This window comes from Paenibacillus sp. Leaf72 (assembly GCF_001422685.1).
Taxonomy (GTDB): Bacteria; Bacillota; Bacilli; order Paenibacillales; family Paenibacillaceae; genus Pristimantibacillus.
Genome location: NZ_LMLV01000001.1, coordinates 1,411,241 through 1,435,255 on the forward strand (window position 1 = coordinate 1,411,241; position 24,015 = coordinate 1,435,255).

The 24,015-nt window shown below is 49.7% G+C and carries 20 protein-coding genes; 6 read left to right on the top strand and 14 right to left on the bottom strand.

Translation table 11 applies throughout. The features are described from left to right. Nucleotides 1-9: 9 nt before the first annotated feature. The 7 genes from ASF12_RS06095 to ASF12_RS06125 all read right to left on the bottom strand — a co-directional run bounded on the left by ASF12_RS06095 (nt 10) and on the right by ASF12_RS06125 (nt 6,957). A complete protein-coding gene (locus ASF12_RS06095; RefSeq protein WP_056030923.1) occupies nt 10-1,263 on the bottom strand; it encodes a zinc ribbon domain-containing protein in 1,254 nt (417 codons plus the stop codon). A 328-nt stretch (nt 1,264-1,591) separates the two neighbouring features. Next, nucleotides 1,592-2,341 carry a YceI family protein gene (locus ASF12_RS06100; RefSeq protein WP_056030926.1) on the bottom strand — a complete coding sequence of 250 codons (750 nt, stop codon included), beginning with the start codon at nt 2,339-2,341 and terminating at the stop codon, nt 1,592-1,594. A 145-nt stretch (nt 2,342-2,486) separates the two neighbouring features. Further along, the gene (locus ASF12_RS06105) at nt 2,487-3,350 is read right to left on the bottom strand and encodes a M56 family metallopeptidase (protein WP_056030928.1); all 864 of its coding nucleotides are present in this window, start codon (nt 3,348-3,350) and stop codon (nt 2,487-2,489) included. Beyond that, a complete protein-coding gene (locus tag ASF12_RS06110; protein ID WP_056030930.1) occupies nt 3,334-3,744 on the bottom strand; it encodes a BlaI/MecI/CopY family transcriptional regulator in 411 nt (136 codons plus the stop codon). The genes ASF12_RS06105 and ASF12_RS06110 overlap by 17 nt, the downstream gene beginning before the upstream one ends. Before the next feature lie 136 nt (nt 3,745-3,880). Next, nucleotides 3,881-4,756 carry a UTP--glucose-1-phosphate uridylyltransferase GalU gene (gene galU / locus ASF12_RS06115; protein ID WP_056030933.1) on the bottom strand — a complete coding sequence of 292 codons (876 nt, stop codon included), beginning with the start codon at nt 4,754-4,756 and terminating at the stop codon, nt 3,881-3,883. A gap of 78 nt (nt 4,757-4,834) precedes the next feature. Then, nucleotides 4,835-6,286, bottom strand: coding sequence for a sensor histidine kinase (locus tag ASF12_RS06120; RefSeq protein WP_056030936.1), 1,452 nt, complete (start codon nt 6,284-6,286; stop codon nt 4,835-4,837). Further along, nucleotides 6,283-6,957, bottom strand: a complete 675-nt coding sequence (locus ASF12_RS06125) for a response regulator transcription factor (RefSeq protein ID WP_056030939.1) — start codon at nt 6,955-6,957, stop codon at nt 6,283-6,285. Before ASF12_RS06125 ends, ASF12_RS06120 begins: the two co-directional genes overlap by 4 nt. A 144-nt stretch (nt 6,958-7,101) precedes the next feature. Between ASF12_RS06125 and trxB the strand changes: the two genes are divergently transcribed. Further along, a complete protein-coding gene (trxB, locus tag ASF12_RS06130) occupies nt 7,102-8,046 on the top strand; it encodes a thioredoxin-disulfide reductase (RefSeq protein WP_056030942.1) in 945 nt (314 codons plus the stop codon). A 206-nt stretch (nt 8,047-8,252) separates the two neighbouring features. Then, nucleotides 8,253-10,217 carry a glycoside hydrolase family 13 protein gene (locus ASF12_RS06135; protein WP_081418633.1) on the top strand — a complete coding sequence of 655 codons (1,965 nt, stop codon included), beginning with the start codon at nt 8,253-8,255 and terminating at the stop codon, nt 10,215-10,217. Nucleotides 10,218-10,380: 163 nt separating this feature from the next. Here ASF12_RS06135 and ASF12_RS06140 read toward each other — a convergent pair whose 3' ends face one another. The 4 genes from ASF12_RS06140 to ASF12_RS06155 all read right to left on the bottom strand — a co-directional run bounded on the left by ASF12_RS06140 (nt 10,381) and on the right by ASF12_RS06155 (nt 15,615). Continuing rightward, complete coding sequence (locus ASF12_RS06140) at nt 10,381-12,075, bottom strand: alpha-amylase family glycosyl hydrolase (RefSeq protein WP_056030945.1); 1,695 nt, start codon at nt 12,073-12,075, stop codon at nt 10,381-10,383. Nucleotides 12,076-12,079: 4 nt separating this feature from the next. After that, a complete protein-coding gene (locus tag ASF12_RS06145; protein WP_056030948.1) occupies nt 12,080-12,916 on the bottom strand; it encodes a sugar ABC transporter permease in 837 nt (278 codons plus the stop codon). Continuing rightward, the gene (locus ASF12_RS06150) at nt 12,913-14,226 is read right to left on the bottom strand and encodes a sugar ABC transporter permease (protein WP_056030951.1); all 1,314 of its coding nucleotides are present in this window, start codon (nt 14,224-14,226) and stop codon (nt 12,913-12,915) included. Before ASF12_RS06150 ends, ASF12_RS06145 begins: the two co-directional genes overlap by 4 nt. A 78-nt stretch (nt 14,227-14,304) precedes the next feature. Further along, complete coding sequence (locus ASF12_RS06155; protein ID WP_327204898.1) at nt 14,305-15,615, bottom strand: sugar ABC transporter substrate-binding protein; 1,311 nt, start codon at nt 15,613-15,615, stop codon at nt 14,305-14,307. Between the two features lie 419 nt (nt 15,616-16,034). Here ASF12_RS06155 and ASF12_RS06160 point away from each other — a divergent pair, with 419 nt between their 5' ends. Beyond that, the gene (locus ASF12_RS06160; RefSeq protein WP_056030954.1) at nt 16,035-17,066 is read left to right on the top strand and encodes a LacI family DNA-binding transcriptional regulator; all 1,032 of its coding nucleotides are present in this window, start codon (nt 16,035-16,037) and stop codon (nt 17,064-17,066) included. A 461-nt stretch (nt 17,067-17,527) separates the two neighbouring features. Here the strand turns inward: ASF12_RS06160 and ASF12_RS06165 are convergent, their stop codons facing one another. Then, nucleotides 17,528-18,388 carry a PstS family phosphate ABC transporter substrate-binding protein gene (locus ASF12_RS06165; protein ID WP_235533053.1) on the bottom strand — a complete coding sequence of 287 codons (861 nt, stop codon included), beginning with the start codon at nt 18,386-18,388 and terminating at the stop codon, nt 17,528-17,530. A gap of 500 nt (nt 18,389-18,888) precedes the next feature. Between ASF12_RS06165 and ASF12_RS06170 the strand changes: the two genes are divergently transcribed. Beyond that, nucleotides 18,889-19,500: a TVP38/TMEM64 family protein gene (locus tag ASF12_RS06170; protein WP_056030958.1), complete on the top strand. Its 612-nt coding sequence runs from the start codon at nt 18,889-18,891 to the stop codon at nt 19,498-19,500. A gap of 235 nt (nt 19,501-19,735) precedes the next feature. Next, on the top strand, nt 19,736-20,170 hold the full coding sequence (locus ASF12_RS06175) for a Dps family protein (protein WP_056030961.1): 435 nt from the start codon (nt 19,736-19,738) through the stop codon (nt 20,168-20,170). A 153-nt stretch (nt 20,171-20,323) separates the two neighbouring features. On the opposite strand, the gene ASF12_RS06180 is transcribed toward ASF12_RS06175, so the two are convergent. Then, nucleotides 20,324-20,953: a fumarylacetoacetate hydrolase family protein gene (locus ASF12_RS06180; protein ID WP_056030964.1), complete on the bottom strand. Its 630-nt coding sequence runs from the start codon at nt 20,951-20,953 to the stop codon at nt 20,324-20,326. Between the two features lie 38 nt (nt 20,954-20,991). Continuing rightward, entirely contained in the window at nt 20,992-22,989 is a 1,998-nt protein-coding gene (locus tag ASF12_RS06185) for an ABC-F family ATP-binding cassette domain-containing protein (RefSeq protein WP_056030967.1), read from the bottom strand. A 265-nt stretch (nt 22,990-23,254) separates the two neighbouring features. Here ASF12_RS06185 and ASF12_RS06190 point away from each other — a divergent pair, with 265 nt between their 5' ends. Beyond that, nucleotides 23,255-24,013 (top strand): MBL fold metallo-hydrolase, encoded by a 759-nt coding sequence (locus ASF12_RS06190; protein ID WP_056030970.1) that lies wholly within the window; start codon nt 23,255-23,257, stop codon nt 24,011-24,013. The last annotated feature ends 2 nt before the right edge of the window (nt 24,014-24,015 follow it).

The window sequence follows — 24,015 nt, forward strand, 5'->3', positions numbered from 1 at the left end:
TATCTTCTCCTAGTCCAAATACCATGTGACATGATCGATGACGACAGTAGCATCGGTCTCTTCAATGCCTTCCACAGTTGCGTCGAAAGTAAAGGATTCGTTAGGCTCTATATAGTTAGGCATGGCGATAGACGTACCCTTCTTTAAAATCTGTTTATCCTTGCCGCGCACCGAATATTGGATTTCAACGGAATAAATCGGCCTAGTGGCAGCATTTTTGAGCAAGGCATGGATTTTGAAGATGCCCGTTTCATCAAAGCTCGTATCCACCTTCACCACTTCAACGGCCGCCGTTTGGTTAAGCAAATCCTCTTCCGCCGCTTTCTGCATCGCACGCTCAATTCTTTCCTGCTCCGCCTGCTCAAAAGCCTGCTTCTCCGCATGAATGCTTTCAAGCAGCTTCGTCAAGTTCGTATCCTCCGGGGCATAGGCCATTCCCTTCTGTACCATGGCGATCGCCTCGGAGAAGCTTTTTTTCTGAAGCAGCTCCTTCGTTTGCTGCTGGCATACAATCGCGATTTTGTCCACAATCTGCTTGCGCACAGCTACCGCTTCTTCGCCGCCTAAACCATTAACGGTATTAAGCTTCACCGCCAAAGCATCCAGCGAATTTATTTGGTCCAGCTCATTTTGCACCTGTACAACGACCATTCTAACATTTAAATCGGCAAACGCCTCGCGCAGCGGAGAAAAAATCTGCTCCTCCCGGCCTGCAAGCAGCGTATTCAGCTGCTTCACTAGCGGTCCAGCCTCCGTCAAAGATCCATTGTCCAGTTCGCTGGCAAGGAGGTTAATTTTATTTTCGATCGCAACCGCCTCGTTGACAATATCCATATCATCCTGAAGAGCACCGTAGGCTGGACGCACCTTCGCTGCCTTCTCAAGCTGGACCATCGCTTCGTGATATTTGCCTCCCCAAGCTTTCTGCTTCGCTTGCTCGTGCCATTCGGCGACATGATCATTCAAATCGCTTTCATATATGTAATAAGAAAATACCCCGGCAGAGGTCGAAATGAACACAACAACAGGCACAAGCGCAATAATAAACTTACGCCCAGCTCCGGCACGGGTTCTTCTGTTTCGTACTGGCGCTTGCTCTGGCACTAATGAGGCGCTTGCCTCCCGAATGAATAATTCATGCTCTTGAATGACAATGGCCTGCGTCTGCTCATTTGCCTGCGCGTCCTGAAGCAGCGGTTTCCCGCATTTGCTGCAGTAAACGGCACTAGGCTCGTATTTATTTCCGCAATGTTGGCAATGCACCTGTGCTCATCTCCTGACGCAATCAAACTTTAATCGTCCTTCCCTCTATTCTATATGAAATAGTAAATGATCTCCATTTTTAAATGATGGGAAATTTAAAAAATTTAATAAGCTTAATAAACTTATGGTTGAATTAGGCGAGCATGCCTGCTCGCTTCACCCGCATCAGCTTTAGCCTATCATAACATTCCTTTTGAATTAGCCAAAATAAGATAATTACCTTATTGATATATGTTTACGTTTCCTTCTCCATAAAAAAAGCAAGAGCAAGGCCTAAGCCCTGCTCTTGCTTAAAGAAGATACCGCTTGGCGGCTCGCCAATCGCGTGTTAGGCATTTTGCGATAGAGTAAGGCGCAGCTGCACGGTAACGTTATTTTCGGTATCCATCACGACGTTATGCGGATTCTGCATGCCGAAGTCCTCAAACGTGACGACCGTCTCGCTCTCCACATTCAGCTTGCCGTCGCTGTATGCCGCTTGTCCTGTAAAAGTAACTTCCTTCGTTATCCCTTTAATCGTCAAGTCGCCAGTCATGATGAGCGGGAACGTTTCGCCGTCCTTCACTTCCGTTGGCAGCGCCTCAAATGATGTCGCCTTGAACGTGGAGTTCGGGAAGTTGGTCACATCGAGAAAATCCGCTCCCTTCACATGCCCATCGCGCTGGCTATTGCCCGAATCTAGTACGTTCATATCGAGGCTTGCATCCGCCGCATTAGCTGCCGCATCCGCCGTATCTACATTCCAAGTGCCTGTTACACCATTTACTTCGAAGTTAACTGTCTCACGGGAAGTCGTAACCGAGAAATACACATTGGAGGTGGAATCAATGGTCCATGCTCCGTTTATATCCGCCACAGCGCCAACAGCAGCCGTCTGCGTACCACTTGCACTATTAGTAGAGCCAGAACCTGTGCTAGTCGTACCTGCTGCACTGTTTGTAGCGGCCGCTTCCGTGCCAATAACACTTTTGATTTCCTTGTTGTTGCCCGTAAACGAATCATACATGGCATATGCACCTGCTCCACCTAGCAAAACAACCGCAACGACAGCACCAATAACCACATTTTTCTTCTTCATTGTAAAATCCTCCTTTGTTTTTAAAACTACATTGTGTAGTGTTGTAAGTTATATAAAGGCGAAGCGCGCCTTCCCCTGAAGGGAGCTATGCGCTTCGCATAAAGCTTGCATTTTGAAAGATTAGTATGGCGTCAAGCTTGAACTTCTACAGCATAATAGGAAGATACATGACGGAAATCGATCCGAAGGTCAGTATGGATAATACCAATGCCACCACTGGACAACGCATGCTTAGCTCTTGCGACTCGGGATTCAGCAGCCTCATTAACCGATAATTAATCGAATGGTCGGCGAAAGAAGCATGGACAAAGGTCCGGCTGCTCCGTTCCCCACGGCTGTATTTCACAAGCTTGAGCAGCGCGCTGCCAAGACTATGCTCGCTCACCTGGCGCTGCAATGCGAATTGGTCGGCTAACAGCTCACGGGTCGTTTTGTACTGCTCGACTCCAAAGCGAAGAATCGGCATGTACCACAGCACCGTTGCGCCTACCTGCAAAATCAAAATCATCAGCGGATCGCGATTTCGGTAATGAAAGTGCTCATGCTCGATGACCGCCTCAAGCTCTTCCTTATCAAGCAGACCGAGAAGCCCAGTAGATAAAATGATTTTGGGACGAAGAAAACCAAGCGTCAGCGCAATCGGTTCTTGATGCGAAACGACCATGATCGCTTTGCTGCCTGCAAAATACCGCGCATTCAGTTCCTCCGTTAAACCGCCATGCTCTAAAATGCTCATTTTACGGTTTGCAGCCCGTACGCCGAGACAATGCTTCACCGTAACGTACAACAGATGCACGAACGTCCCAAAAACGGCAAGCTTCATAATGTAGCTAAGGAGCAGCAGGCTGTACCTCTTAATGAGGCTCTCGCAAATTTCAAATACATTAAACGCCGCCTTCTCCCAGCCGAACAGCGTATGCGTCGCATACATGCCCATTTGCAGCAGCGTGAACCCAATCAGCATCAGGCACAAGCCAAACATCCATTTCGACCTAAGACTCCAGCTCATGGCGTCTGCCCTCTTTAAGCGATTTGATTTTTTGCTCCAGCTTATCCAGCAGTTCCTCATCAACCTCTTCCATCGCATCGAACATATAGTTGACGACGAGCGGGCCAAGATCTTCAAGAAGCTCCCTGGATTGAATGCTCAGAAACTGCTCTTGCGTATGCACAGGCGTATATTTCGAAGGCTTGCCTGATGATTTCACGAGCAGCCCCTTGTCTACAAGCCGATTCATGACGGTCATAACAGTGTTGAAATTTAATGGCTTGTCCTGTTCGAGCTTATGCTGTACATCCTTGATGTAGCTATCAGGCTGCGACCACAGGATGGTCATAATCCTTGCCTCCAGCGGGCCAAAAAACCTCTCCAGCCCTTTTGTCTGAATGTCACTTGTTCCCAAGACTGCCTCACACCTTGCTATAACTACTTAATGTAGTGTTATTATAAAACCGGTTTATGAAAATAACCTTAAAAAAAGATGAGCAGGAAATTAATTTACTAAATTGACACAAAAATACATCATCGCCTCATGCAGACTAGCTATGCGTATAGGCAGCCAGACGCTCCAGCACATAGCGGCGGACGTCTTCCCGCAAATCTTCGCGCTCCAGCGCAAAATCAATCGTCGCCTGGACAAAGCCCAGCTTATCTCCAACATCATGGCGCTTGCCCGTAAAGCGATGCCCAATAATCGGCGACAGCTCGTTCAGCCGTTGCAGGCTGTCCGTTAATTGAATCTCCCCGCCTTTGCCTGGCTCGGCCTTAGACAAGAGGTCAAAAATAGCCGGCTCCAGCACATAGCGCCCAACAACAGCCCAATTCGACGGCGCCTGCCCAGGCAGCGGCTTCTCGATCAGCTCACGGATATGTCCCGCCTCGTCCCGAATATCGGCAATGCCATACTTGTGCGTCTGATTCCATGGCACTTCCATAAGAGCCACGACGGAGGAAGAATACTGCTCGTAACGATCGATCATTTGCTTCAGGCACGGCGGCTCAGATGTCAAAATGTCATCTCCGAGCAGCACCGCAAATGGTTCGTCGCCAATAAAACGCTGCGCGCACAGCACCGCGTGTCCCAGACCAAGCGGCTCCTTCTGGCGAACATAATAAATGTCAGCCAGCTGCGAAATTTCTTTCACAACTTTGAGCATTTCCTCGTTGCCGCGTTCCTCCAGTTCTCCTTCAAGCTCAACCGACTTGTCAAAATGATCCTCGATCGCCCGTTTATGGCGGCCGCTCACAATGACGATGCTGTCGATGCCCGACTGCACCGCTTCTTCTACAATATATTGAATCGCTGGCTTATCTATTATCGGCAGCATTTCTTTAGGCTGCGCCTTCGTTGCTGGCAAAAACCTTGTGCCAAGTCCGCCTGCCGGGATAATCGCTTTGCGTACCTTTTTTCCCATACGTCGCCGCCTCCATCTTTCGCTAATTGTTCGTGTAGAGCTCTCCTCATCATACCTTGTCTTGGCTCCTGTTTCCAGCTAGCCAACGTCATTTTCACCGCTGGCGGTCGGAGCCGCTTGCAGCAGTGCTGAATGAAGCGGCAGCATGACCCGAATCGTTGTGCCGGATGGTGTCCCTTTGCTCCCGCCGGCTAATACGCTTGATTCGATTTCAATTAAACCTTCATGAATATCGACGATTTTCTTCACAATCGACAGCCCCAGTCCGCTGCCGCCTTTCATCCGGTCCCGCGCCGCATCCGCTTTATAGAAGCGTTCGAATACCCGCTCCTGATCAGCGGGGGAAATGCCGCTGCCGCTATCGGCAATACGCACGATTGCGCAGCCGTTTTCCTCGGACAGCGTAATGCGGATGTGCCCATTATCCGGCGTAAACTTCATGCTGTTCGCCAGCAGATTGTTCCAAACCTGGCTCAGCTGATCTTCATCCGCGACGATGACCGTCTCCTCCATCAGCAGCTCAACCGTGAGCCGCTTCGCCATCCACTGCGGCTCGCATGAAAGCACAACGTCGCGCAGCTGGCGGTCCAGCCTGATCGCACGCGGCTCAAAGGGATGCTGCTTCGAGTCCAGCGAAGCCAGCTTAAGCAAATTCTCGCTCAGCCGGGACAAGCGGCTGCTCTCCTGCTTAATAATGCCGACGTAGCGATCGCGTTCCTCATCGGTCAGCTGCTCGCTGCGCAGCACCTCGGCGAACCCGCCGATTGAAGTCAGCGGCGATTGAATTTCGTGGGAGACGTTGGATACAAAATCCTGCCGCATCGTCTCCAGCTGCGACAAGCCTACTGTCATGCGATTGATGCTGTCGGCCAAATTGCCGAGCTCATCCCGGCGCTGCACAGGCAGCTGCACAGTAAAATCTCCGGTGGCGATGCGCTTCGTCGCTTCGGTCATCATTTTCAGCGGCTTGACCAAGTAGCGGGCCGCAATCGGAATTAGAATACAGCCGACGACCAGCAGGGTGATCAATATGGTGTAGGTGTTGCGCTGAAAGCTGCGAATTTCCGGCACGCGATCGGGCCGAACGAAGAACGCCCAATCACTCTCGCCAAGCACAGCTTTGCGCCCCAAAGCCGGAGGCGACGACGGCCGGCTGGTTTCGCCCTCCTCCTCGCTGGACAGCATTTGCAATTGTCCAGCGAAAACATTTTCGATAATTGCCGGGGTTAGAAGCTGTGTGATTTCCGCACTGGTCTTGCCCGCCTCAATGATTTCGCCACCACGGCCAACGGCTACAATCGCTAAATTTTGCATATCGGCAACCTGCTTGATGAATATGCTCAAGGATTTCGGCGAGGAAGCCGCATACAGCTGCTCAATCCGCACAATCGAGCGATCCAGCTGAGCCGGAAATTGTCCGCTTAAATCCCTTGTGAAAATTTGATCCGCCATCCAATAAGCGATGCCCATGCTGATGACCACTATGACCAGAAACGTCCAGGTCACGCGAACATACAGGCTGCGAATCATTCAAGCTCCTCCATTCGATAGCCGAGTCCGCGAATCGTGACGATCCGAATGCCCGCCTCTTCCTCGGTAAAGCGCTCGCGCAGCCGTTTGATATGCACATCCACCGTCCGCTCATCCCCTTCATAGTTCATGCCCCATATTTGCTCAATCAACTGTTCCCTTGAAAACGTTTTGTCCGGGTAGCTTGCCAGCTTGAACAACAGCTCAAACTCTTTAGGCGGCAGCATGATCCGCTTGCCAGCCATCGTGACATGAAATTCACTCAAATTGAGAATCAGCTGCCCCAGCTCCACGGTCTGTGAAGCCGCGATGCGGTAGCGCTTAAGCAAAGCCTTAATGCGTACAGCCAGCTCCAGCGGCTCAAATGGCTTAACCATATAATCATCGGCTCCGAGGCCGAAGCCTTTTACCTTATTCGCCGTTTCGCCTTTAGCGGTCAGCAGCAGCAGCGGCATATCATACGAGGCGCGCAGCGTTTCGCATAAGGTCCAGCCGTCCATGCGCGGCATCATGACATCAATAACAGCCAAATCCGGCAGCACCGTCTCCAACCGCTCCAGCGCATCTTGTCCATCCTGTGCTTCTATAATTTGAAAACCTTCACGGCGCAGCAAAATGCTGACTAGCTCACGAATGTTTGGATCGTCATCTACGACTAATATTTTCGGCATGCGGATCACCCCTTTTGTTCGACTTTCCTTTACCATAATACATATAGATGAATTTAAGATGAACATGTTTGACAGTACCCGTTAATTGTAATAATTTTAAACTAGAATTTATGATCAGAAGCTATCGAATGGAGGCAATCATTTATGCATAAAACAATTATTATCGGTACTGGACCTGCGGGATTAACCGCTGCTATTTATTTGGCTCGCGCCAACATGGAGCCGCTCGTTATTGAAGGCTGGCAGCCAGGCGGCCAACTGACGACAACGACCGAAATCGAAAACTTTCCCGGCTTCCCTGACGGCATTCTCGGCAGCGAGCTGATGTCCAATATGCGCAAGCAAGCGCAGCGCTTCGGCGCTACGTTCCGCACAGGCTCTGTAAAAAGCGTTGATTTCAGCAAACGCCCTTATACGCTTGATGTTGAAGGAATCGGCGAGCTGCAAGCTGAATCGGTCATTATTTCAACCGGCGCTTCGGCGAAATATCTCGGCATTCCCGGCGAGCAGGAGAACATTGGACGCGGCGTCAGCACTTGCGCAACCTGCGATGGTTTCTTTTTCCGCGGCAAAAAGATTCTCGTTGTCGGCGGCGGCGACTCCGCCATGGAGGAATCGGTGTTCCTGACTCGCTTCGCGTCGGAAGTAACGGTCGTTAACCGCCGCTCCGAGCTGCGCGCTTCGAAAATCATGCAAGACCGCGCTCGCGACAATGACAAAATCTCCTGGAGCCTCGATCGCACCCCGCTCGAGGTGGCAGCCGGAGATACCGGGCTTCAGGGCCTGAAAGTCCGCAACAATGAAACAGGCGAAGAAGAGCTGATTGAGGCAGACGGCGTGTTCATTACGATCGGGCATACGCCAAACACAGGCTTCCTTGGCGGTCAAATCGACACCGATGAGCAAGGCTACATTATTGTGAAGCCCGGAACTTCCGAGACGAACATCCCTGGCGTATTCGCCTGTGGCGATGTACAGGATCGCCAGTATCGCCAAGCGATTACTGCTGCTGGCAGCGGCTGTATGGCGGCGCTCGACGCCGAGCGTTTCCTGGAAGCCCAGGCTCATGCCGCTTCGGTCCATGCTTAAGCTCATTTTTCCAAAACAAATGATGGCATCATTTCCCTTTTAGATGTATAATCAAAGCTGAAGATAAAGGCAATGCTACCCAAAACATTACGATCGAATACGGATCGATTATGAAGAAGGTACAACCTCGCTAAGAAGGTGCGGGTTGTACCTTTTTTGCGTTCTTCTTGCTCGTTTAAGCCATTAAACTTGAGGAGAGTGGAATGATGTTATTGGAAGCTATTTATCATCGACCAAAGCAAAACTGGGCGTATGCCTACGACGGAAAAACGCTGCATATCCGCCTGCGCACCAAAAAAGGCGATATGGACCAAGTCCACGCCATCGTTGGCGACAAATATGCCTGGAAGGAAACCCAGGAACTGATTGAGATGTCGCTGCTATCCTCCGACGCCTTGTTCGACTATTGGGAAGCTGCGGTAATACCGCCTTTTCGCAGGCTGCGATACGCCTTCCAGCTGACTAGCGGCTTGGAGCAGCTTATTTTGACGGAAACAGGCTTTCATGGAGCGATGCCAGAAAACTCGAACAGCTTTTTTGACTATCCGTATATTAATCCAATTGATGTATTTGCCCCTCCTGCATGGGTGAAGGATGCTGTATTTTATCAAATTTTTCCCGAGCGGTTCGCAAACGGCGATGCTGCTTTGAATCCTAAAGTGACTGAGGCTTGGGGCGGCGATCCGACTCCACGCAATTTTTTTGGAGGCGATCTTCAGGGGGTCATTGACCATCTGGACTACCTCGGCGAGCTTGGAATAAACGCTATTTATTTCAATCCTTTATTTGAAGCTACGACTAACCATAAATACGATACCGAGGATTATATGAAGGTAGATGCGCATTTCGGCACGAATGAGAAGCTCAAGGAGCTGGTGGACGCCTGCCATCAACGGGGCATACGCGTGCTGCTGGATGCGGTATTCAATCATTCCGGACGAACGTTTCCACCATTCGTTGATGCGCTTGAGCGCGGCGCGTCATCACCTTACGCCGATTGGTTTCATGTGCGGGAATGGCCTTTGCGTGTAGTAGACCGCATACCGACCTACGAGACGTTCGCCTTCGAGCCGCTGATGCCAAAGCTCAATACCGAGCATCCCGATGTTAAGGAATACTTGTTTAAGGCTGCCCGCTACTGGATTGAAGAAATCGGAATCGACGGCTGGCGGCTCGATGTCGCCAATGAAGTGGATCATCAGTTTTGGCGCGAGTTCCGAGCCGTTGTGAAAAAAGCGAATCCCGAAGCCTACATCCTCGGTGAAATTTGGCATGATTCGATTATGTGGCTGCAGGGCGATCAATTCGACGCCGTCATGAATTACCCGTTCACGAATGCTGTACTCGACTTTTTCGCTTATCAGACAATGGATGCTTCCACCTTCGCTAATGCGCTTGGCGCTCAGCTCGCCGCTTATCCGCAGCAGGTAACCGAGACGGCTTTCAATTTGCTAGGCAGCCACGATACGCCACGACTATTGACAGTTTGCGGAGATGAGCTTGGCGCGATGAAGCTGGCCACCCTGTTCAAGCTGACCTATCCCGGCGTCCCGTGCATTTATTATGGCGATGAAATCGGCTTAAATGGCGGCGGCGATCCCGAATGCCGCAAATGCATGGTGTGGGAATCAGAGGGACAGAACGCTGCGCTGCTTGATTTCTTTAAGCAAGCGATCGCTCTGCGGCGCAGCCATGCCGCTCTTCGCGGTGCGGACATTCGCTTCATCCAAGCCGATGAAACAGGGCGCATCATCGTTTATGAGCGCCGTTCAGGCGACGAGCGAATCGTTATCGCGATGAATGCCGGAGCCGAACCGGCTGAGGTTAGCATTCGCTTAGACGATAAAGCGGTCGAGGAAGCTTCGCGGGAGGTCGCCGCAAGTGCAGACGAAAGCAGCGTAGATCTGAGAGCGGAAAGCACGAGGAGCAGTAAGGCCAGCAGCACGTTAGAAAGCACATCAGTGAACGGAATAACGAGCAGAATTGGCGATTTGCCTGCAGCAGGAGCCTCAGCAGAAGCAGCAACAGAAGCCGCCCAAGCGCTAAGCGGGCGTTATGAGTGGGTGTCTCTGCTTCGTCATACCGAACAAACCCGATATGCAGAGTCCAGCAGTATCACACTGCAGCTGCCAGCTTATGGCTATGAGGTGCTGCTGCAACAAAAGCTGTAATAGCAGCAGGCGAATAGCAGCAGGCGTAAGCTTTATTTTTAACCTTAAAAAGGAGAAAGACAGGCAGCAAACTCGCCTGTCTTTCTCCTTTTTCACAGTTTCGCTTCAAGCGCGGTTACGTTTCAAGCAAGGCTGCCTTAAACTCAGCCCCACTCCAGTCGCCTCATTTTACAATAATCACACTGTATGGCGGCAAGCTTATGAGCCCTTCTTGAATCTCCACCTCTTTATGGCTCGCGCGTATCACCTTATCGAATAAGCCGAACGGCTCCTGCTCATGCAGCTCGGCAATCTGCTGCTCATTGGACAAATTAATAAGCACGAGCACCCGTTCCTTAGCAGTTGCCCTTATATACGAGCTAACCTGCCTCAATGGCGGATCAAGACGATATTCCTCTATGCCGCCGTCCCGCAGAGCCGGCAGCTCATTGCGCCAGCCAATCAGCATTTGATAATACGCCAGCAGCGATTGTTCGTCGTTGAGCTGCGCTTCCACAGATATTGCATTCGGGTTGGCATTTGAGCTGGAACGTTCCCATGTCGTTTGCCCTTCACCGCCACTTAATGCGGAGTACCAAAGCATCGGCTCGCGAATATGCTCATCTGGCTTCATGCCCTTCATGCCGATTTCTTCCCCATAATAAATGAAGGGATTGCCGGGCAGTGTCAGCAGTAAAGAGGCCGCCGTTTTGGCATGCGCTGCATTTCCGTTCAACAGTGACATCACACGATTTTGATCATGGTTGCTCAGAAAAGGAGCATCAGCAAACGCCCCTCCAGAGGCATCTCCATACAGCTTATAGGCCCGATTCAGGGAAAAAGCAGCATCCGGGTCACTCTCATAACTCGCTGCGCGCAGCAAGCTCCCCGCCAAGTCAAAGTTAAAAGCCGAATCAAATGCCCGATCCAAATAGGGCGCAACAATCGTCACTGAATCCCATACCTCGCCAATGAGAAAGACGCCTGGGTTCACCTTCGCAAGTCCGCTGCGAAATTGCTGCCACCAGCGCTGGTTGTTATTTTTCACAGCATCACGGTTAACCGTCGAAGCAAAATCGCCATAAATATGTTTGGCTGCGTCAAGCCGAAAGCCATCAAGGCCCTGCTCGAGCCAAAACTGCCCAATCTGGATCATCTCGTCCCTTACGGCAGGCTCATCAAAATTCAAATCCGGCATCCCTTCCCAAAAAACACCCAAATAACGGCCGCTCCCGGCAGCGTGCCAAGGATTGCTCCCAACGGCCCCGTCCAACTGCACCCGCTCATCCTGTTCAGCAAAATGATACCAGCTGCGATAAGGGCTTGCAGCATCTGCCACTGCTTCCTTAAACCACGGATGCTCCGTGCTTGTATGATTTACGACCAAATCCATAATGACCTTAATATTTCGCTCATGTGCCTCTTCCAGAAGCTTGTGCAAATCCTCCATCGTCCCATAATCGGGATTTATCGCATAATAGTCTGTCACATCATAGCCATGATAGCTTGGCGAGGGCTGAATGGGCATAAGCCAAATCCCCCCTATGCCAAGCTGCTTCAAATAATCCAGCTTTGCGGTTACACCGTTCAGATCGCCAATGCCGTCGCCATTCGTATCATAGAACGACCGCACGAATATTTCATAATACACAGTGGAGGGCTGTTCATCCACTTCATAGCTGCCTACTTCTGAGCTGGGCGTGGGGCTGGGGCTGTCGCTGTCACTAGAACTAGAACTAGAACTAGAACTGGGGCTGGAGCTGAAGCCAGAGTCGGAGCTGCAAGCGGCAACGAGCAACAGCAGCGGCAACAGAATAAGAGCAGCTAGACATGCCTCTTTAACGCTGGCGTACTTTCCATCATCGGCTCTAATCCCCATCGCCTTACCCCTTCGAAGCGCCAGATGTGAGTCCCTGCACGAGAAACCGCTGGAGAAAGATGAAGAGCAGCGTAATCGGTATCGCAATCAGCACGGAGCCAGCAGCGAACATCGTGAAATTGCTATTTTGCAGCGAATTGACCAAATCCCACATTCCCACTGCCACTGTCCAGTTTTCCTTCGTACGCAGCACCAGCCTTGCGAAAATAAAGTCGCCCCATACGCCAGTAAACGAGGTCAGCGCCACGTAGGTGAGCATTGGCTTTGACAGCGGCAGCATGATTTTCGCAAATACCTGCAAATGCGATGCTCCATCGATTCTGGCCGCTTCATCCAAGCTGCGGGGAATCGTATCAAAGAAGCCCTTTACAATAAATCCGCCTAGCGCGGCCCCAGCCGAATAGACGAGAATAAGCGCCATATGCGTATCAAGCAAATTTAATTGCAGCAATATAATGTAGATCGCAATGAGGCTCATAAAGCTCGGAAACATCCCGAGCACCAGCATAACCGTCAATGCTGTCTTGCGTCCGCGAAAGCGGAAACGCGATAAGGCGTACATGCTGAGCGTAACGAGTATCGTCGATAAAATCATCGTGACGACGGCAATTTTCAGCGTATTCAAATACCATGTGCCATATAGATAGGCCTTGCTCGTAACCAGCTCCGCATAATGGACAAGCGTAAATTGTCTGGGCCAAAAATGCTCACTGTACAGCGAGCCCCCCGGACGCAGCGAAGACAACACGACCCATAGCGCCGGATAAATTGCGACTGCCGAGATCAACAGCAGCAGCGCATAGCTCAAGGTTAGACGGACGTTATTTTTCCATTTCCTCATTGGATCATATCCTCCTCTTTGAACGATTTCGAGCGTCGGAAATTCCAGATCGAGAAAATAGCTACGATTAAAAAGATAATAATGCCAACGGCGGAAGCCACATTATATTTATTGTTATCGAGCGTCAGCTTATACAGCCAAGTAATCAGCAGATCGGTCGCCCCAGCAAACTGATAATCACCCTTCGCTGGATTGCCTCCCGTCAGGAGGAAAATCACATTAAAGTTATTAATATTGCCTGCAAACTGCATGATCAAAATCGGCATCGTTGAAAACAAAATAAACGGCATCGTAATAATGCGGAATTTTTGCAGCGTCGACGCCCCATCCACATCAGCAGCCTCGTATAAATCACGCGGAATTGAAGTCAAAATGCCCAGAATAAGCACCATGCTGACAGGTATGCCAATCCACATATTGACGGTAATGACCGTCACCTTGGCCCAGAAAGGATCGGTCAGCCACGGCAGTTCGCCAAGCCCAAAGTAGCCTAAATATTGATTAATCGGCCCGAATTGGCCATTAAACAAATTTTTCATCACCAATAATGAAATGAGCTGCGGAATCGCATACGGAATAATAAAAATCGTGCGCCACAGCTTCCTGAAGCGAATACCTTTCTGCTCGATCAACAGAGCAACGAGAATTCCGCCAAAATAAGTCGTAACCGTCGCCAGCACGGCCCAAATAATCGTCCAGAACAGCACGCCAACAAACGTATGGCTCCATGACTTCATTTTCACAAGATCGACAAACGTCTTGAACCCTACCCAATCGACAAGCTTCGCCGGCGGAATATGATCAGGAGCAGAATAGTTTGTAAAAGCGAGCATGACCGTAAATACGATAGGCATAATCGTGAAAAAAAGCACGCCCAGCGCCGGAAGCGCCAGCATAAAATAAGGAAAATAAAAGGTCGTAGCATGCTCATACGATTGTCTGAACGTGTTTACAGCCTTCTTCTCATCCCGCAGCTTGCCATTGCGATATGCATCCGCGATATTCCACACGTACACGCCCAGCAGCACAAATACGAGAAATAAAATAATCAACCCGTCCAATATTAAAAAAATCGAGTGGTCGCCCTTGACCATTTGCGCCACTTTGCCAACCTTTACGAATTTCTGCGTCTTCTCTCCTAATGTAACAAGGCCCCAGATCGCCCCACCAAGTCGTGGAGCAATATAGATGAAGCCCGCCACTTCTATCAGCATAAAAAGAATGCCCTTTAACCACTGCCGGTTATAAATTTGTCCTAAACCTTGCAGCACGATCGATAATAGTACAGCAATTGTGCGATGCTGCTTCATTGCGCTCCGGCCTCCCTCCGACTAAAAATCACCCGCCGCTGCTCCTCCGGCGGGTGAAAACAAGCTGTCGCTATCGTTCTATTGATTGGCAATAGCATCTTTAATTTGCGCTACCGAGTTGTCGAGAGTCGCTTTCACATCTTTTCCCCCGTCCCAAATATCAGCGATGCCTGCTGTAATCGGCCCCCATACACTTGCCATTTGCGGGATAGCTGGCATTGGCGTAGAATGCGAAAATTGCTCATAGAAGGCTTTCGTAATTTCATCGTTTTGAATTTTAGGATCCTGAACAGCTTCTAAATTTGCCGGAATCGTGCCGTTCATTTCAAAGTTGCGAAGCTGCGACTCTTTCGTAGACAGGAATCGTGCAAACAGCTTCGACGCATTCGGATATTTCGTAAACGCGTTTACATAATAGCCTTGAACGCCAGAGAAAGAGCTCATCGGCTTCCCGTCAATCGATGGCAGCGGCGCTACGCCAAGATCCATTCCGGCCGCCTTGTAATCCGCGAGTGACCATGGTCCATTAATATCCATCGCCAAGGAGCCTTCGATGAACAGTCCCTTTTTAATATCAAATGTAATATCTCCTGTATTGAGCGGCAGCAGGCTTTCTTTCAACGAAGCAAGGAACTTGGCGCCCTCGACAGCCGCCTCATTGTTTAGGCCAATGTCCTCTTTATCTGTATTATTGCTGCCGAACATATATCCCCCCGTAGTAGCAAGGAAAGCATAATCATAATAAAATTGCTGAAGCTCCCACATAATCGTATATTTATTTTTTTTCGGATCATTAAACGTTTTGCTGAAAGCGATGACCTCGTCAAACGTTTTCGGAGGGGTTGAAATGAGCTTTTTGTTGTAAAGCAGCGCATACGTTTCAACGGAACGGGGATAGCCATATAGGATGTCCTCAAAAGTTACCGCGCTTACTGCATTGGGATCATTTTCGCTTGCCGTTTCTTCTCCGAACCAATCATTCGGCAGCACGAGACCCGCAGAAGCGGCGCGCCCGATCTGATCATGCGGGAATACAACGATGTCCGCTCCCAGCCCTGCCGGCCCATCTGTAGTCAGCTTCGTCACCTGATCCGGATTTTCAACCTCCTCCAGCTTGACGGGAACGCCGTATTGCTTCGTAAACTCCTGCGCCAAAGCTTCTACAAACGCGCGCTGGGATTTGCCTTCCCAGATGATGAGACTTGCTCCATCCTCCGGCAGCAGCTCGCCTTCTTCCTCAGTCACCGCATTATTTCCACCAGACTCTGCAGGCGGCGAAGAAGCTTCCGGCGTAATCGCATTATTGCTGCCTTTTCCCGTATTGCCGCATGCCGCCAAAGTAAATACGAGCACACAGACGATTAATACTCCCAACCACTTTTTCATCATTAAAAATCCCCCTCCATAATGTGTTGCCTCTGTTGCACGCCTACCGATACCGATGCTTCAAACGTTTCCCTCTGTTTTGTGCAAACGTTTGTACAAATGATCGTGCGAAAAGTATTCAAGCAGCTTGAAATCAATAAAATAGCTTGAGTCTATTCGATAATCGCAATGTAAGCGCTTGATTAATGAATTCATCATACAATATGGACAAAGGTTTGTTAAAACGTTTGCACAGCTCAAATTGCTGGAATTATCCATTTGTTTCGCTTATTCACTGCATTTTCCTTCCATTTGCTTATAATTTCATCATTTTTCCACTTTTGTGATGCAGGCATATTTACTTTTCGATAGCGCTTGCATTAACATGTAACTGTAGTGTTCAAACGATTGCATAGTTCAAGTGACAGGAGCCCGATTAAACGATGGTAACGATAAAAGATATTGCAAAAGCGGCAGGCGTGTCTCCTTCGACTGTATCAAGGGTCGTCTCCAAGCACCCCCGCATCAGTAAAGAAACCGCAGATAAAGTAAAACGCATTATGGCGGAAATGGGCTATCATCCGAATGCGATGGCTAAAAGCCTCGTCTCCAAAACAACCAATACATTGGCTATTATGCTGCCAAGGCCTGCGGAGGAGCTGTTCCAGGACTTTTTCTTCGGGGAGCTGCTGCGCGGCATACTGACCCATTCCACTAGAGCCGGCTATGACATGCTACTTACCACCGCCACAGGCGAGCATGATGAAATTGAAACGGTATCCCGGCTCGTCCTTGGACGCCGGGTTGATGGCGTCATTCTTTTATCCGCCCGCGTGAAAGATCCGCTTATTCAATATTTGAATGAGCAGCGATTTCCGAGCGTGCTAATTGGGCGTACAGACGATTCGAATCCGCATATTTTAACGGTCAACAACAATAATGTGCAGGCGGCTTATGATGCGGCCCAGCATTTGATTTTGCAGGGCCACGAGCGAATCGGCTTTGTCAGTGGACCGCGGAATTTGACCGTTTCTTACGACCGAATGGAGGGGTATCGCCAAGCTTTAGCTAACGCTGGGCTGAAGCTGAACTCGGAATGGGTCGTTGAGGGGGAGTTTTTGCAGGAAAGCGGTTTTCGAGCGATGTCTTTTCTGATGGAAATGCCTGATCGCCCTACCGCGCTCATCGTCATTGATGATGTAGTCGCCTTCGGTGTTCTGCGTGGATTAACGGAGCTTGGCTATTCCGTTCCAGACGATATCTGCATCGTAAGCTTTAACAATATCGCCCTCTCAGAGCTTGCCACGCCTCCGATCAGCTCCACCGATATCGGCACTTATCAGCTTGGCTACACCGCCTCGCAGAAGCTTGTCCGCCTCATCCAAGACGAGCCGATTCACCAGTCCAGCACCATTATTCCGCATCGGTTGATCGTCCGCGAGTCCTCGATGCATGTTCCTGTTAAGAAGGGCTGAATGAAGGATAAGAAGCATTGTTTCATTTTGATTTAAGTGCTGATAGCTGAGCTTGGGGCGCGCACTTTATTTTTGAAGGACAGAGATTCCGCTATTATGGATTTTTATTCGATTTCAGGGTTTAAGCGGACAGGAGATCCGTTATCGCCCTAAAAATCCCGTCAAAATGGGGATGGACAGCGCATTAGCGGCTCCTGTGTCCGCGTAATATCCTAAACCCGTGATTCTGTTGAAATAACGGCTGCTGTGTCCACCAAAGTCTATCTTCCGCAGGGCGGAAGCCACTGAAACGAAAATATGAAGCTGCCTTTTCTCACGTAGGATCACATCCGGATCACATCCATAAGAGGTTTCATTCCTGGTTGATGCGGGAATACGCTTGATGCTAATTCCGATCAGGATCTGGCTCGCTCATGCTCGCATACACGCCCTTGTAATGCCCGTTCGTTACAAAATACATATTACGGATTCAGCGGCGTGTACCCCGTTTTCTCAATCAAATATTGGCCTTGCGGAGACAAAATCCAATTTATAAAAGGCTGTACTTTGGGGTTGTCACTACCTGCTGTAATTGCATAAAACGGCGCCGTAAGCGGATATGTACCGTTTCTAATATTCTCGCGGTTCGCTTCCACGCCGTTTATTTTCAGCAAATGGATTTGCTGCTCTTGCACCATTTCGGTGGCGTAGAAAAGGAATGAAAAGCCGATCGCATTTTTATAATTGCGGTAGTTTGCGGTTTGTTTAATGATATCCCCCATCCCGGAATTAACATCCTCTTTCGCGGGCTCCATCAGCTGCTTTTCCTTCATGATTTTTTGCAGCATCGTCTGGCTGCCGCTATTCTCTCGGCGCTGGAACGGCCGTATCTTCTCATTCACTCCCCCAACCTGCTTCCAGTTCGTCACTTCTCCGGCATATATGCTTTGAATCTGTTCCAGCGTCAAGTCCTGCACCTCATTGCGGCTGTTTACGAAAAAGATAAAAGCCTCATAGCCAATCGGCGTCAGCGCAAGCTCCACACCCGCCGCTTTCGCCTGAGCTTCCTGATCCTTGGACGGTGCAGGTGCAAAAATAAGATCGACATCGCCTTCAATTAGACGATTATACGCATCCTCCGTGCCGTTCACCTGAACCTCACTGTCCTGCCCATAGTAGGGATATTCCTTTTGCTTATATACCGCCTGAACGAATGTCGCATACATCGGATATAGGGCGGTTGAGCCATCCAAATGCGGCAGCTTGCTGCGGATTTTAAGCGATGCCGGCTCTGGCAGGGATACCGCCTTCGTTCCCTCTCGGAAAGGTTCATAATCTCTCATATTTATCGCCTGATCATCGACGATTTTCAGCTTCTCTATATGTGATTCATATTTACTGTAACCTAGAGTAGTAATGATCACCAAAACAGCTATCAAAGCAATCAGAGTGGTCACTTGGTCATCTTTAAGAACTCCGATCAGCCAGAATAATACTAAAATTAGTACGGTTGCTGAGGTTGCCCACACCAAGCTTCCATAAAACCTCGAACTAGTCGAAAGCAACACAAAAATAGAAATCAACCAAGTTATACAAATAATAGGACTTCCTATTAGGAAGAATGATAATGCAATCGTTCCCCAATGCCTCATCTTCTTATTCAACGAATGCTCCCCCTTCTATGCCCCATAGGCTTTTTTTCCTATTTTAGCGAAAGGCCAGCATCCAGCTAGTACCAAGTTTATGTGGTACTGGCATTTCACACTATCCTTTGTTGCACCCGTTACTATGCAAAGGCTAAGATTAAAGAAGTACCGCTAAGGACATGCTAAAGGAGATAGTTATGCTGAAATGGGTTTCCGCCATTATTTATGCTTTACTGCTCGCCACCGTTTTTATATACAAAAACAATCTGCTCGATTGGCTGCAAAATGACACGCCCTCTGTATTTATCGTCTTTCTCGTCGCTCTGTTTCTCGTACTCGTGCCCGTCGTTCCGTTCAAAATCATGATTGCCTTACTCGGTTTTATGTATGGACCGCTGCTCGGGGCATTGATTAGCTGGCTTGCTGCTTCACTTGCTGCCATCATCATATTTTTGCTGGCTCGCTATCTCTTCCGTGAGCAGGGACAAGCTTTCCTCCATAAATTCAGCCAACTGGATAAGCTTCAGGCCACGATGGAAAAACGGCCATTTCTGACGATTTTGACAGCGCGTCTAATTCCGATCATTCCGCATATGGTCGTCAATATTTATCCTGCGGTTACTTCTGTACGGCTGCTTCCTTATGCCGTTGCCTCGGCTCTTGGCAAAATCCCGTTTATGCTGCTATTTGCTTATATGGGACAAAATATGTTTAAAGATTGGGCCAGCTTCACCTTATTCGCGGGTGTGTACGCCGCTTTTTTCGCCTTGTCTTATGGCGGATACCGCCTTTGGTTAAAAAGACAATGAAACGCATAAAATAGCCCTGTTTGTTTAGCAGCTTGTTTAAAATAATGCCCGGACGTTTATAGTATGTTATCGGATGAATGCAGTGAGGCGAGCTTGACAAAACGCTTGTTATTTGTAATAATTATAAATAAGTAATTATTATAAATTAAACAACAGCCATTCCAGCCGTTGCGTTCTCGCCAAACAAGCTGCTCTTTACGAAACATAAAATCAGGAAACGAAAGGATGAACGATCATGAAAAAAACACATGAGGTCTTAAATAAACAAATCGCTAACTGGAGTGTCCTTTATATTAAATTGCACAACTTCCATTGGTATGTGAAGGGCTCGCAATTTTTCACCCTGCACGTGAAGTTCCAAGAATTTTATGAAGAGGCCGCTTTGAATGTGGATGAGCTGGCTGAGCGCCTGCTTGCACTGGAAGGCAAGCCTGTCGCAACAATGAAAGAATATATGGAGACGGCTTCCATCAAAGATGCTACAGGCAAAGAAACCGCTACTGCTATGGTTGAGTCTCTTATAACGGACTTCTCGACGATTATCGAGGAGCTCAAAGCCGGCATGTCGATTGCGCAAGAAGCGAATGATGAGACGACAGCCGATATGCTGCTTGCGATTCACACCGCGCTTGAGAAACATGTATGGATGCTGAAAGCTTTTAACGCTTAATTCAAAAAAAATCAGGCCGCCTAAACGTATAGGCGAACCACATAATTAGCTGTCACAGCCTCTCCCCCAAGGGCAGGCTGCGACGCAAAAAAACCTTCAAACTCTGCGACCTGCGCGGGTTTGAAGGTTTTTTAGTTGCTTGAATCCGACCGATTATTTGAGCTTAATTGAACAGCTAGCCACTTCTTTGCCTTGCCACAATGCCGAGAGTTTGTCGCCATCCTGCAAGGCCGCAACACCTGCTGGCGTTCCGGTAAAAATAAGATCACCGGGCCCAAGTCCGTAGTTGTCATTAATATGCCGGAGCAGCGTGCCAATATCAAACAGCATATCGGAAGAATTGCCATGCTGTGCTTCTTCATTATTGCGAAGCAGCGCAAAATCATGCGCCTTCAGCGCTTCCGCACCAGGATACGGCAGCCATGCGCCAAGGGGAGCGGAGCCTTTGAAGCCTTTGGCCGGAAGCCATGGCTGGCCTTTGGCCTTGATCTTGCTTTGCACATCGCGAAGCGTCATATCAAGCCCCATCGCTAAACCGTCGATGCATGCATCAGGATCCATGCCCGGCTGAAGCGCCCGGCCCACACGCAGCACCAGCTCCAGCTCGAAATGCACCTCGCCTTGATCGCCCGGCAGCTCCACTACGCTGCCATCCATCGGCACAAGCGCATGAGTCGGCTTTGTAAATACCATTGGCGATTCAGGCACCTCATTGCCCAGCTCTAATGCATGCAAACGATAATTCCGCCCAATACAATAAATGTTGCGTACTTCTGAAAACATCTCCATCTCCCTCTCCCGTTTTATAGGCTCGCTTTTAATTAAACCTTCTTCTGAGCAGCAATTTGCTCCGCAAGCTCGTTAAGCTCAGTCCAGCGCTCCATGAGCTGCTCCAGCTTTTCTTCAAGCTGCTGCTGCTCCTCCGATAGCTGCTGAATCAGCATCGAATCGCTGCCGGATTCCTCCATGCGCTGTACAATGTGCGCAAGATCATTTTCAGCCTGCTCAATCCAGCCGTCAATTTGCTCAAAATCCTTTTGATCCTTGTAGGACATTTTGAGCGCACGTTCCTTGCCGCCGCCCGTTCCGGCTTTTGCGTTTGATTCCCCCGCCGCACTCTTGCTTCCAGCAGCGCTCGCCGAGCCTGCCCCAGCAGCAGATTTCGTACTTCCGCCCGCCGAGGCGCCACCTGTTGCTGGCGATGTACCAGCCGCCGCCGAGCCATACTTTTCTACAAACTCCTGATATTCGCTATAGTTGCCTGTATGCTGCGTAATGACGCCATCCTCAAAGGATAAAATTTTATCGACTGTCCGGTCAAGGAAGTAACGATCATGGGATACGACGAATACGACGCCCGGAAAATCATCCAAATAATCTTCCAATACGGCCAAAGTCGCAATGTCCAAATCATTCGTCGGCTCATCGAGAAGGAGCACGTTCGGCGCCTTCATCAGCACGCGAAGCAGTTGGAGACGGCGCTTCTCGCCGCCTGACAGCTTGCTGATCAGGCTCCATTGCATCGCAGGAGGGAACAAAAACCGCTCCAGCATTTGCCCTGCTGAAATGAGCGAGCCATCCGCCGTCTTCACCTGCTCCGCACCTTCGCGGATAAATTCAATGACGCGCAGCGACTCGTCCATCTCTTCATGCTCCTGCGAGAACCAGCCGAGATTAACGGTGAGGCCCAGTTCAACTGTACCTTCATCCGGTTGCAGCCTGCCCTCAATCAGCTTAAGCAGCGTAGATTTGCCGCTGCCATTGCGTCCGATAATGCCTACACGGTCCTCCGGTACGGCAATATAGCTGAAATCGCGAATGAGCGTCCGCTCGCCAAAACGTTTCGTCACCTTTTCAAGCTCGACGATTTTGCGTCCGAGGCGAGTCGAGGCAACCGATACATCCATTTTTCCCGCGCTTTGCTTAGGCGCCTGCGCCTTCAAGTCCTCGAAGCGATCAATTCTCGCCTTCTGCTTCGTCGTTCTCGCCTTGGCTCCGCGCCTAATCCAGGCCAGCTCGCTGCGCAGCAGGTTTTTGCGTTTGCTTTCTGTTGCCGCCTCGCGCTCTTCCCGCTCCAGCTTAAGCTCTAGAAAGCGGCTGTAGTTCGCTTCATAGAAATAAGCACGTCCGCCGTCCAGCTCAATAACCCGATTACTGACCCGATCAAGGAAATAGCGATCATGGGTAATCATAAGCAGTGCGCCTTTGCGCTTTTGCAGCATGCCTTCCAGCCAAGCGACCGAATCATTGTCAATATGGTTCGTCGGCTCGTCCAAAATCAAAATGTCCGAAGGCTGGAGCAAAGCCGCCGCCATCGCTACCCGCTTGCGCTGTCCACCGGAAAACGTCTCGACCTTCTCGTCAAAATGAAGAATGCCAAGCTTTGCGAGCGCAATCTTCGCTTCACTCTCAAGCGTCCAAGCGTCGAATTCATCCATCCGCTGGTTCGCTTTAATCAACCTTTGCTGGAGCGCCTCGTCACTTGGATGAAGCTCCAGTGCTTCAAGCGCCTCCACATGCTCGCGCACAGCACGCTGCTGCGGCGAATCGCCGCCAAGCACATGCTCAAGCGCCGTTTCCCCTAGAGCGAATACCGGGTCCTGTGAAAGCATGCGAATAGTCACCCGGTTCCCAATGGAAATGTTGCCTGCATCGGCTGGCTCAAGCCCGGCAATCACTTTAAGAAACGTCGATTTGCCCGTTCCATTGACGCCGATAATGCCGATTTTGTCGCCATCCTCGAGACCGAAGGTAACGTCCTCGAACAGCATTTTTTCCCCGTAGCTTTTCGTAATATGTTCGACTGATAATAAATGCATCGCAATAACCTACTTTACATCAGAAATAGTTATTCCAAGCCAGCTTCTCCTACCATATAACACTTGGAGAAGCCGCCCTTTCCAACTATCATATCATAATCCGCGCCCCTCCACCCCGCTTAGCAGCCACCTCAATTAAGTATTGACAAAAATATTTTTATGTGGTATAATATAATATTTTATTATTTACACCTTTATATTTATCCCTTATGATATAAAAGCTTGGCCAAGCACAATCTGAGCTGATGTTGATCGGAGGGATCGTATGCTACTTGCAAAAGGCATTGCCATGCTGGAGATTACAGCTGCCATCATGGGAAAATCCACAACGATTTACCCTACCCTTATTTGGGATAATGATCGCCAAATCCTTATAGACACTGCCCACCCTGGGCAGCTTCCATTGATTCAGGAGGCCGCAGCACAAGAAGGCGTTCTCCTCGAGCAAATAACCGACATCGTACTTACCCATCAAGATATCGATCATATTGGCAGTCTGCCAGCTGTCATTGAACAGGCTGATTACGCTCCGCGTGTATGGAGCAGCGACATCGAGAAGCCCTACATCGAAGGACGCAAGCGTCTGCTCAAAATAACCGACGAGGCGCTCGCGAACCTCGACCTGATGTTTCCGCCGGAAACGCCCGCTGCATTCCGCGCCGCTTTTCGAAAAATGCTGGAGCATCCGCCCCACGCAAATGTGACAGCGCAGCTGCTGGGCGGCGACAAGCTTGATGTATGCGGCGGCATCAGAATTATTAATACGCCGGGACATACACCCGGACATATCAGCTTATATCATCACGCGAGCCAAACATTAATAGCCGGAGATGCGCTGATCGCAGAAAATGGCAAGCTTGCCCCTCCTGCATTTGCTGCCACGCTCGATTATGGAATGGCGCTGCAATCGCTCAAAGCGCTTGCAGATTACCCCATCCAGCATGTTATTTGCTATCATGGCGGTTTATGCAGCGGTCAGCTTAATGAACAAATTGCTCAAATTTCTGATGGAGCTGCTGTTTAATC

Bases quoted from the DNA above. Each gene is read 5' to 3' on its own strand.
- ASF12_RS06100 (WP_056030926.1), bottom strand. From the start codon at position 2,341: ATGAAGAAGAAAAATGTGGTTATTGGTGCTGTCGTTGCGGTTGTTTTG.
- ASF12_RS06105 (WP_056030928.1), bottom strand. From the start codon at position 3,350: ATGAGCTGGAGTCTTAGGTCGAAATGGATGTTTGGCTTGTGCCTGATG.
- galU (WP_056030933.1), bottom strand. From the start codon at position 4,756: ATGGGAAAAAAGGTACGCAAAGCGATTATCCCGGCAGGCGGACTTGGC.
- ASF12_RS06120 (WP_056030936.1), bottom strand. From the start codon at position 6,286: ATGATTCGCAGCCTGTATGTTCGCGTGACCTGGACGTTTCTGGTCATA.
- ASF12_RS06125 (WP_056030939.1), bottom strand. From the start codon at position 6,957: ATGCCGAAAATATTAGTCGTAGATGACGATCCAAACATTCGTGAGCTA.
- trxB (WP_056030942.1), top strand. From the start codon at position 7,102: ATGCATAAAACAATTATTATCGGTACTGGACCTGCGGGATTAACCGCT.
- ASF12_RS06135 (WP_081418633.1), top strand. From the start codon at position 8,253: ATGTTATTGGAAGCTATTTATCATCGACCAAAGCAAAACTGGGCGTAT.
- ASF12_RS06140 (WP_056030945.1), bottom strand. From the start codon at position 12,075: ATGGGGATTAGAGCCGATGATGGAAAGTACGCCAGCGTTAAAGAGGCA.
- ASF12_RS06145 (WP_056030948.1), bottom strand. From the start codon at position 12,916: ATGAGGAAATGGAAAAATAACGTCCGTCTAACCTTGAGCTATGCGCTG.
- ASF12_RS06150 (WP_056030951.1), bottom strand. From the start codon at position 14,226: ATGAAGCAGCATCGCACAATTGCTGTACTATTATCGATCGTGCTGCAA.
- ASF12_RS06155 (WP_327204898.1), bottom strand. From the start codon at position 15,615: ATGATGAAAAAGTGGTTGGGAGTATTAATCGTCTGTGTGCTCGTATTT.
- ASF12_RS06160 (WP_056030954.1), top strand. From the start codon at position 16,035: ATGGTAACGATAAAAGATATTGCAAAAGCGGCAGGCGTGTCTCCTTCG.
- ASF12_RS06165 (WP_235533053.1), bottom strand. From the start codon at position 18,388: ATGAGAGATTATGAACCTTTCCGAGAGGGAACGAAGGCGGTATCCCTG.
- ASF12_RS06170 (WP_056030958.1), top strand. From the start codon at position 18,889: ATGCTGAAATGGGTTTCCGCCATTATTTATGCTTTACTGCTCGCCACC.
- ASF12_RS06175 (WP_056030961.1), top strand. From the start codon at position 19,736: ATGAAAAAAACACATGAGGTCTTAAATAAACAAATCGCTAACTGGAGT.
- ASF12_RS06180 (WP_056030964.1), bottom strand. From the start codon at position 20,953: ATGTTTTCAGAAGTACGCAACATTTATTGTATTGGGCGGAATTATCGT.
- ASF12_RS06185 (WP_056030967.1), bottom strand. From the start codon at position 22,989: ATGCATTTATTATCAGTCGAACATATTACGAAAAGCTACGGGGAAAAA.
- ASF12_RS06190 (WP_056030970.1), top strand. From the start codon at position 23,255: ATGCTACTTGCAAAAGGCATTGCCATGCTGGAGATTACAGCTGCCATC.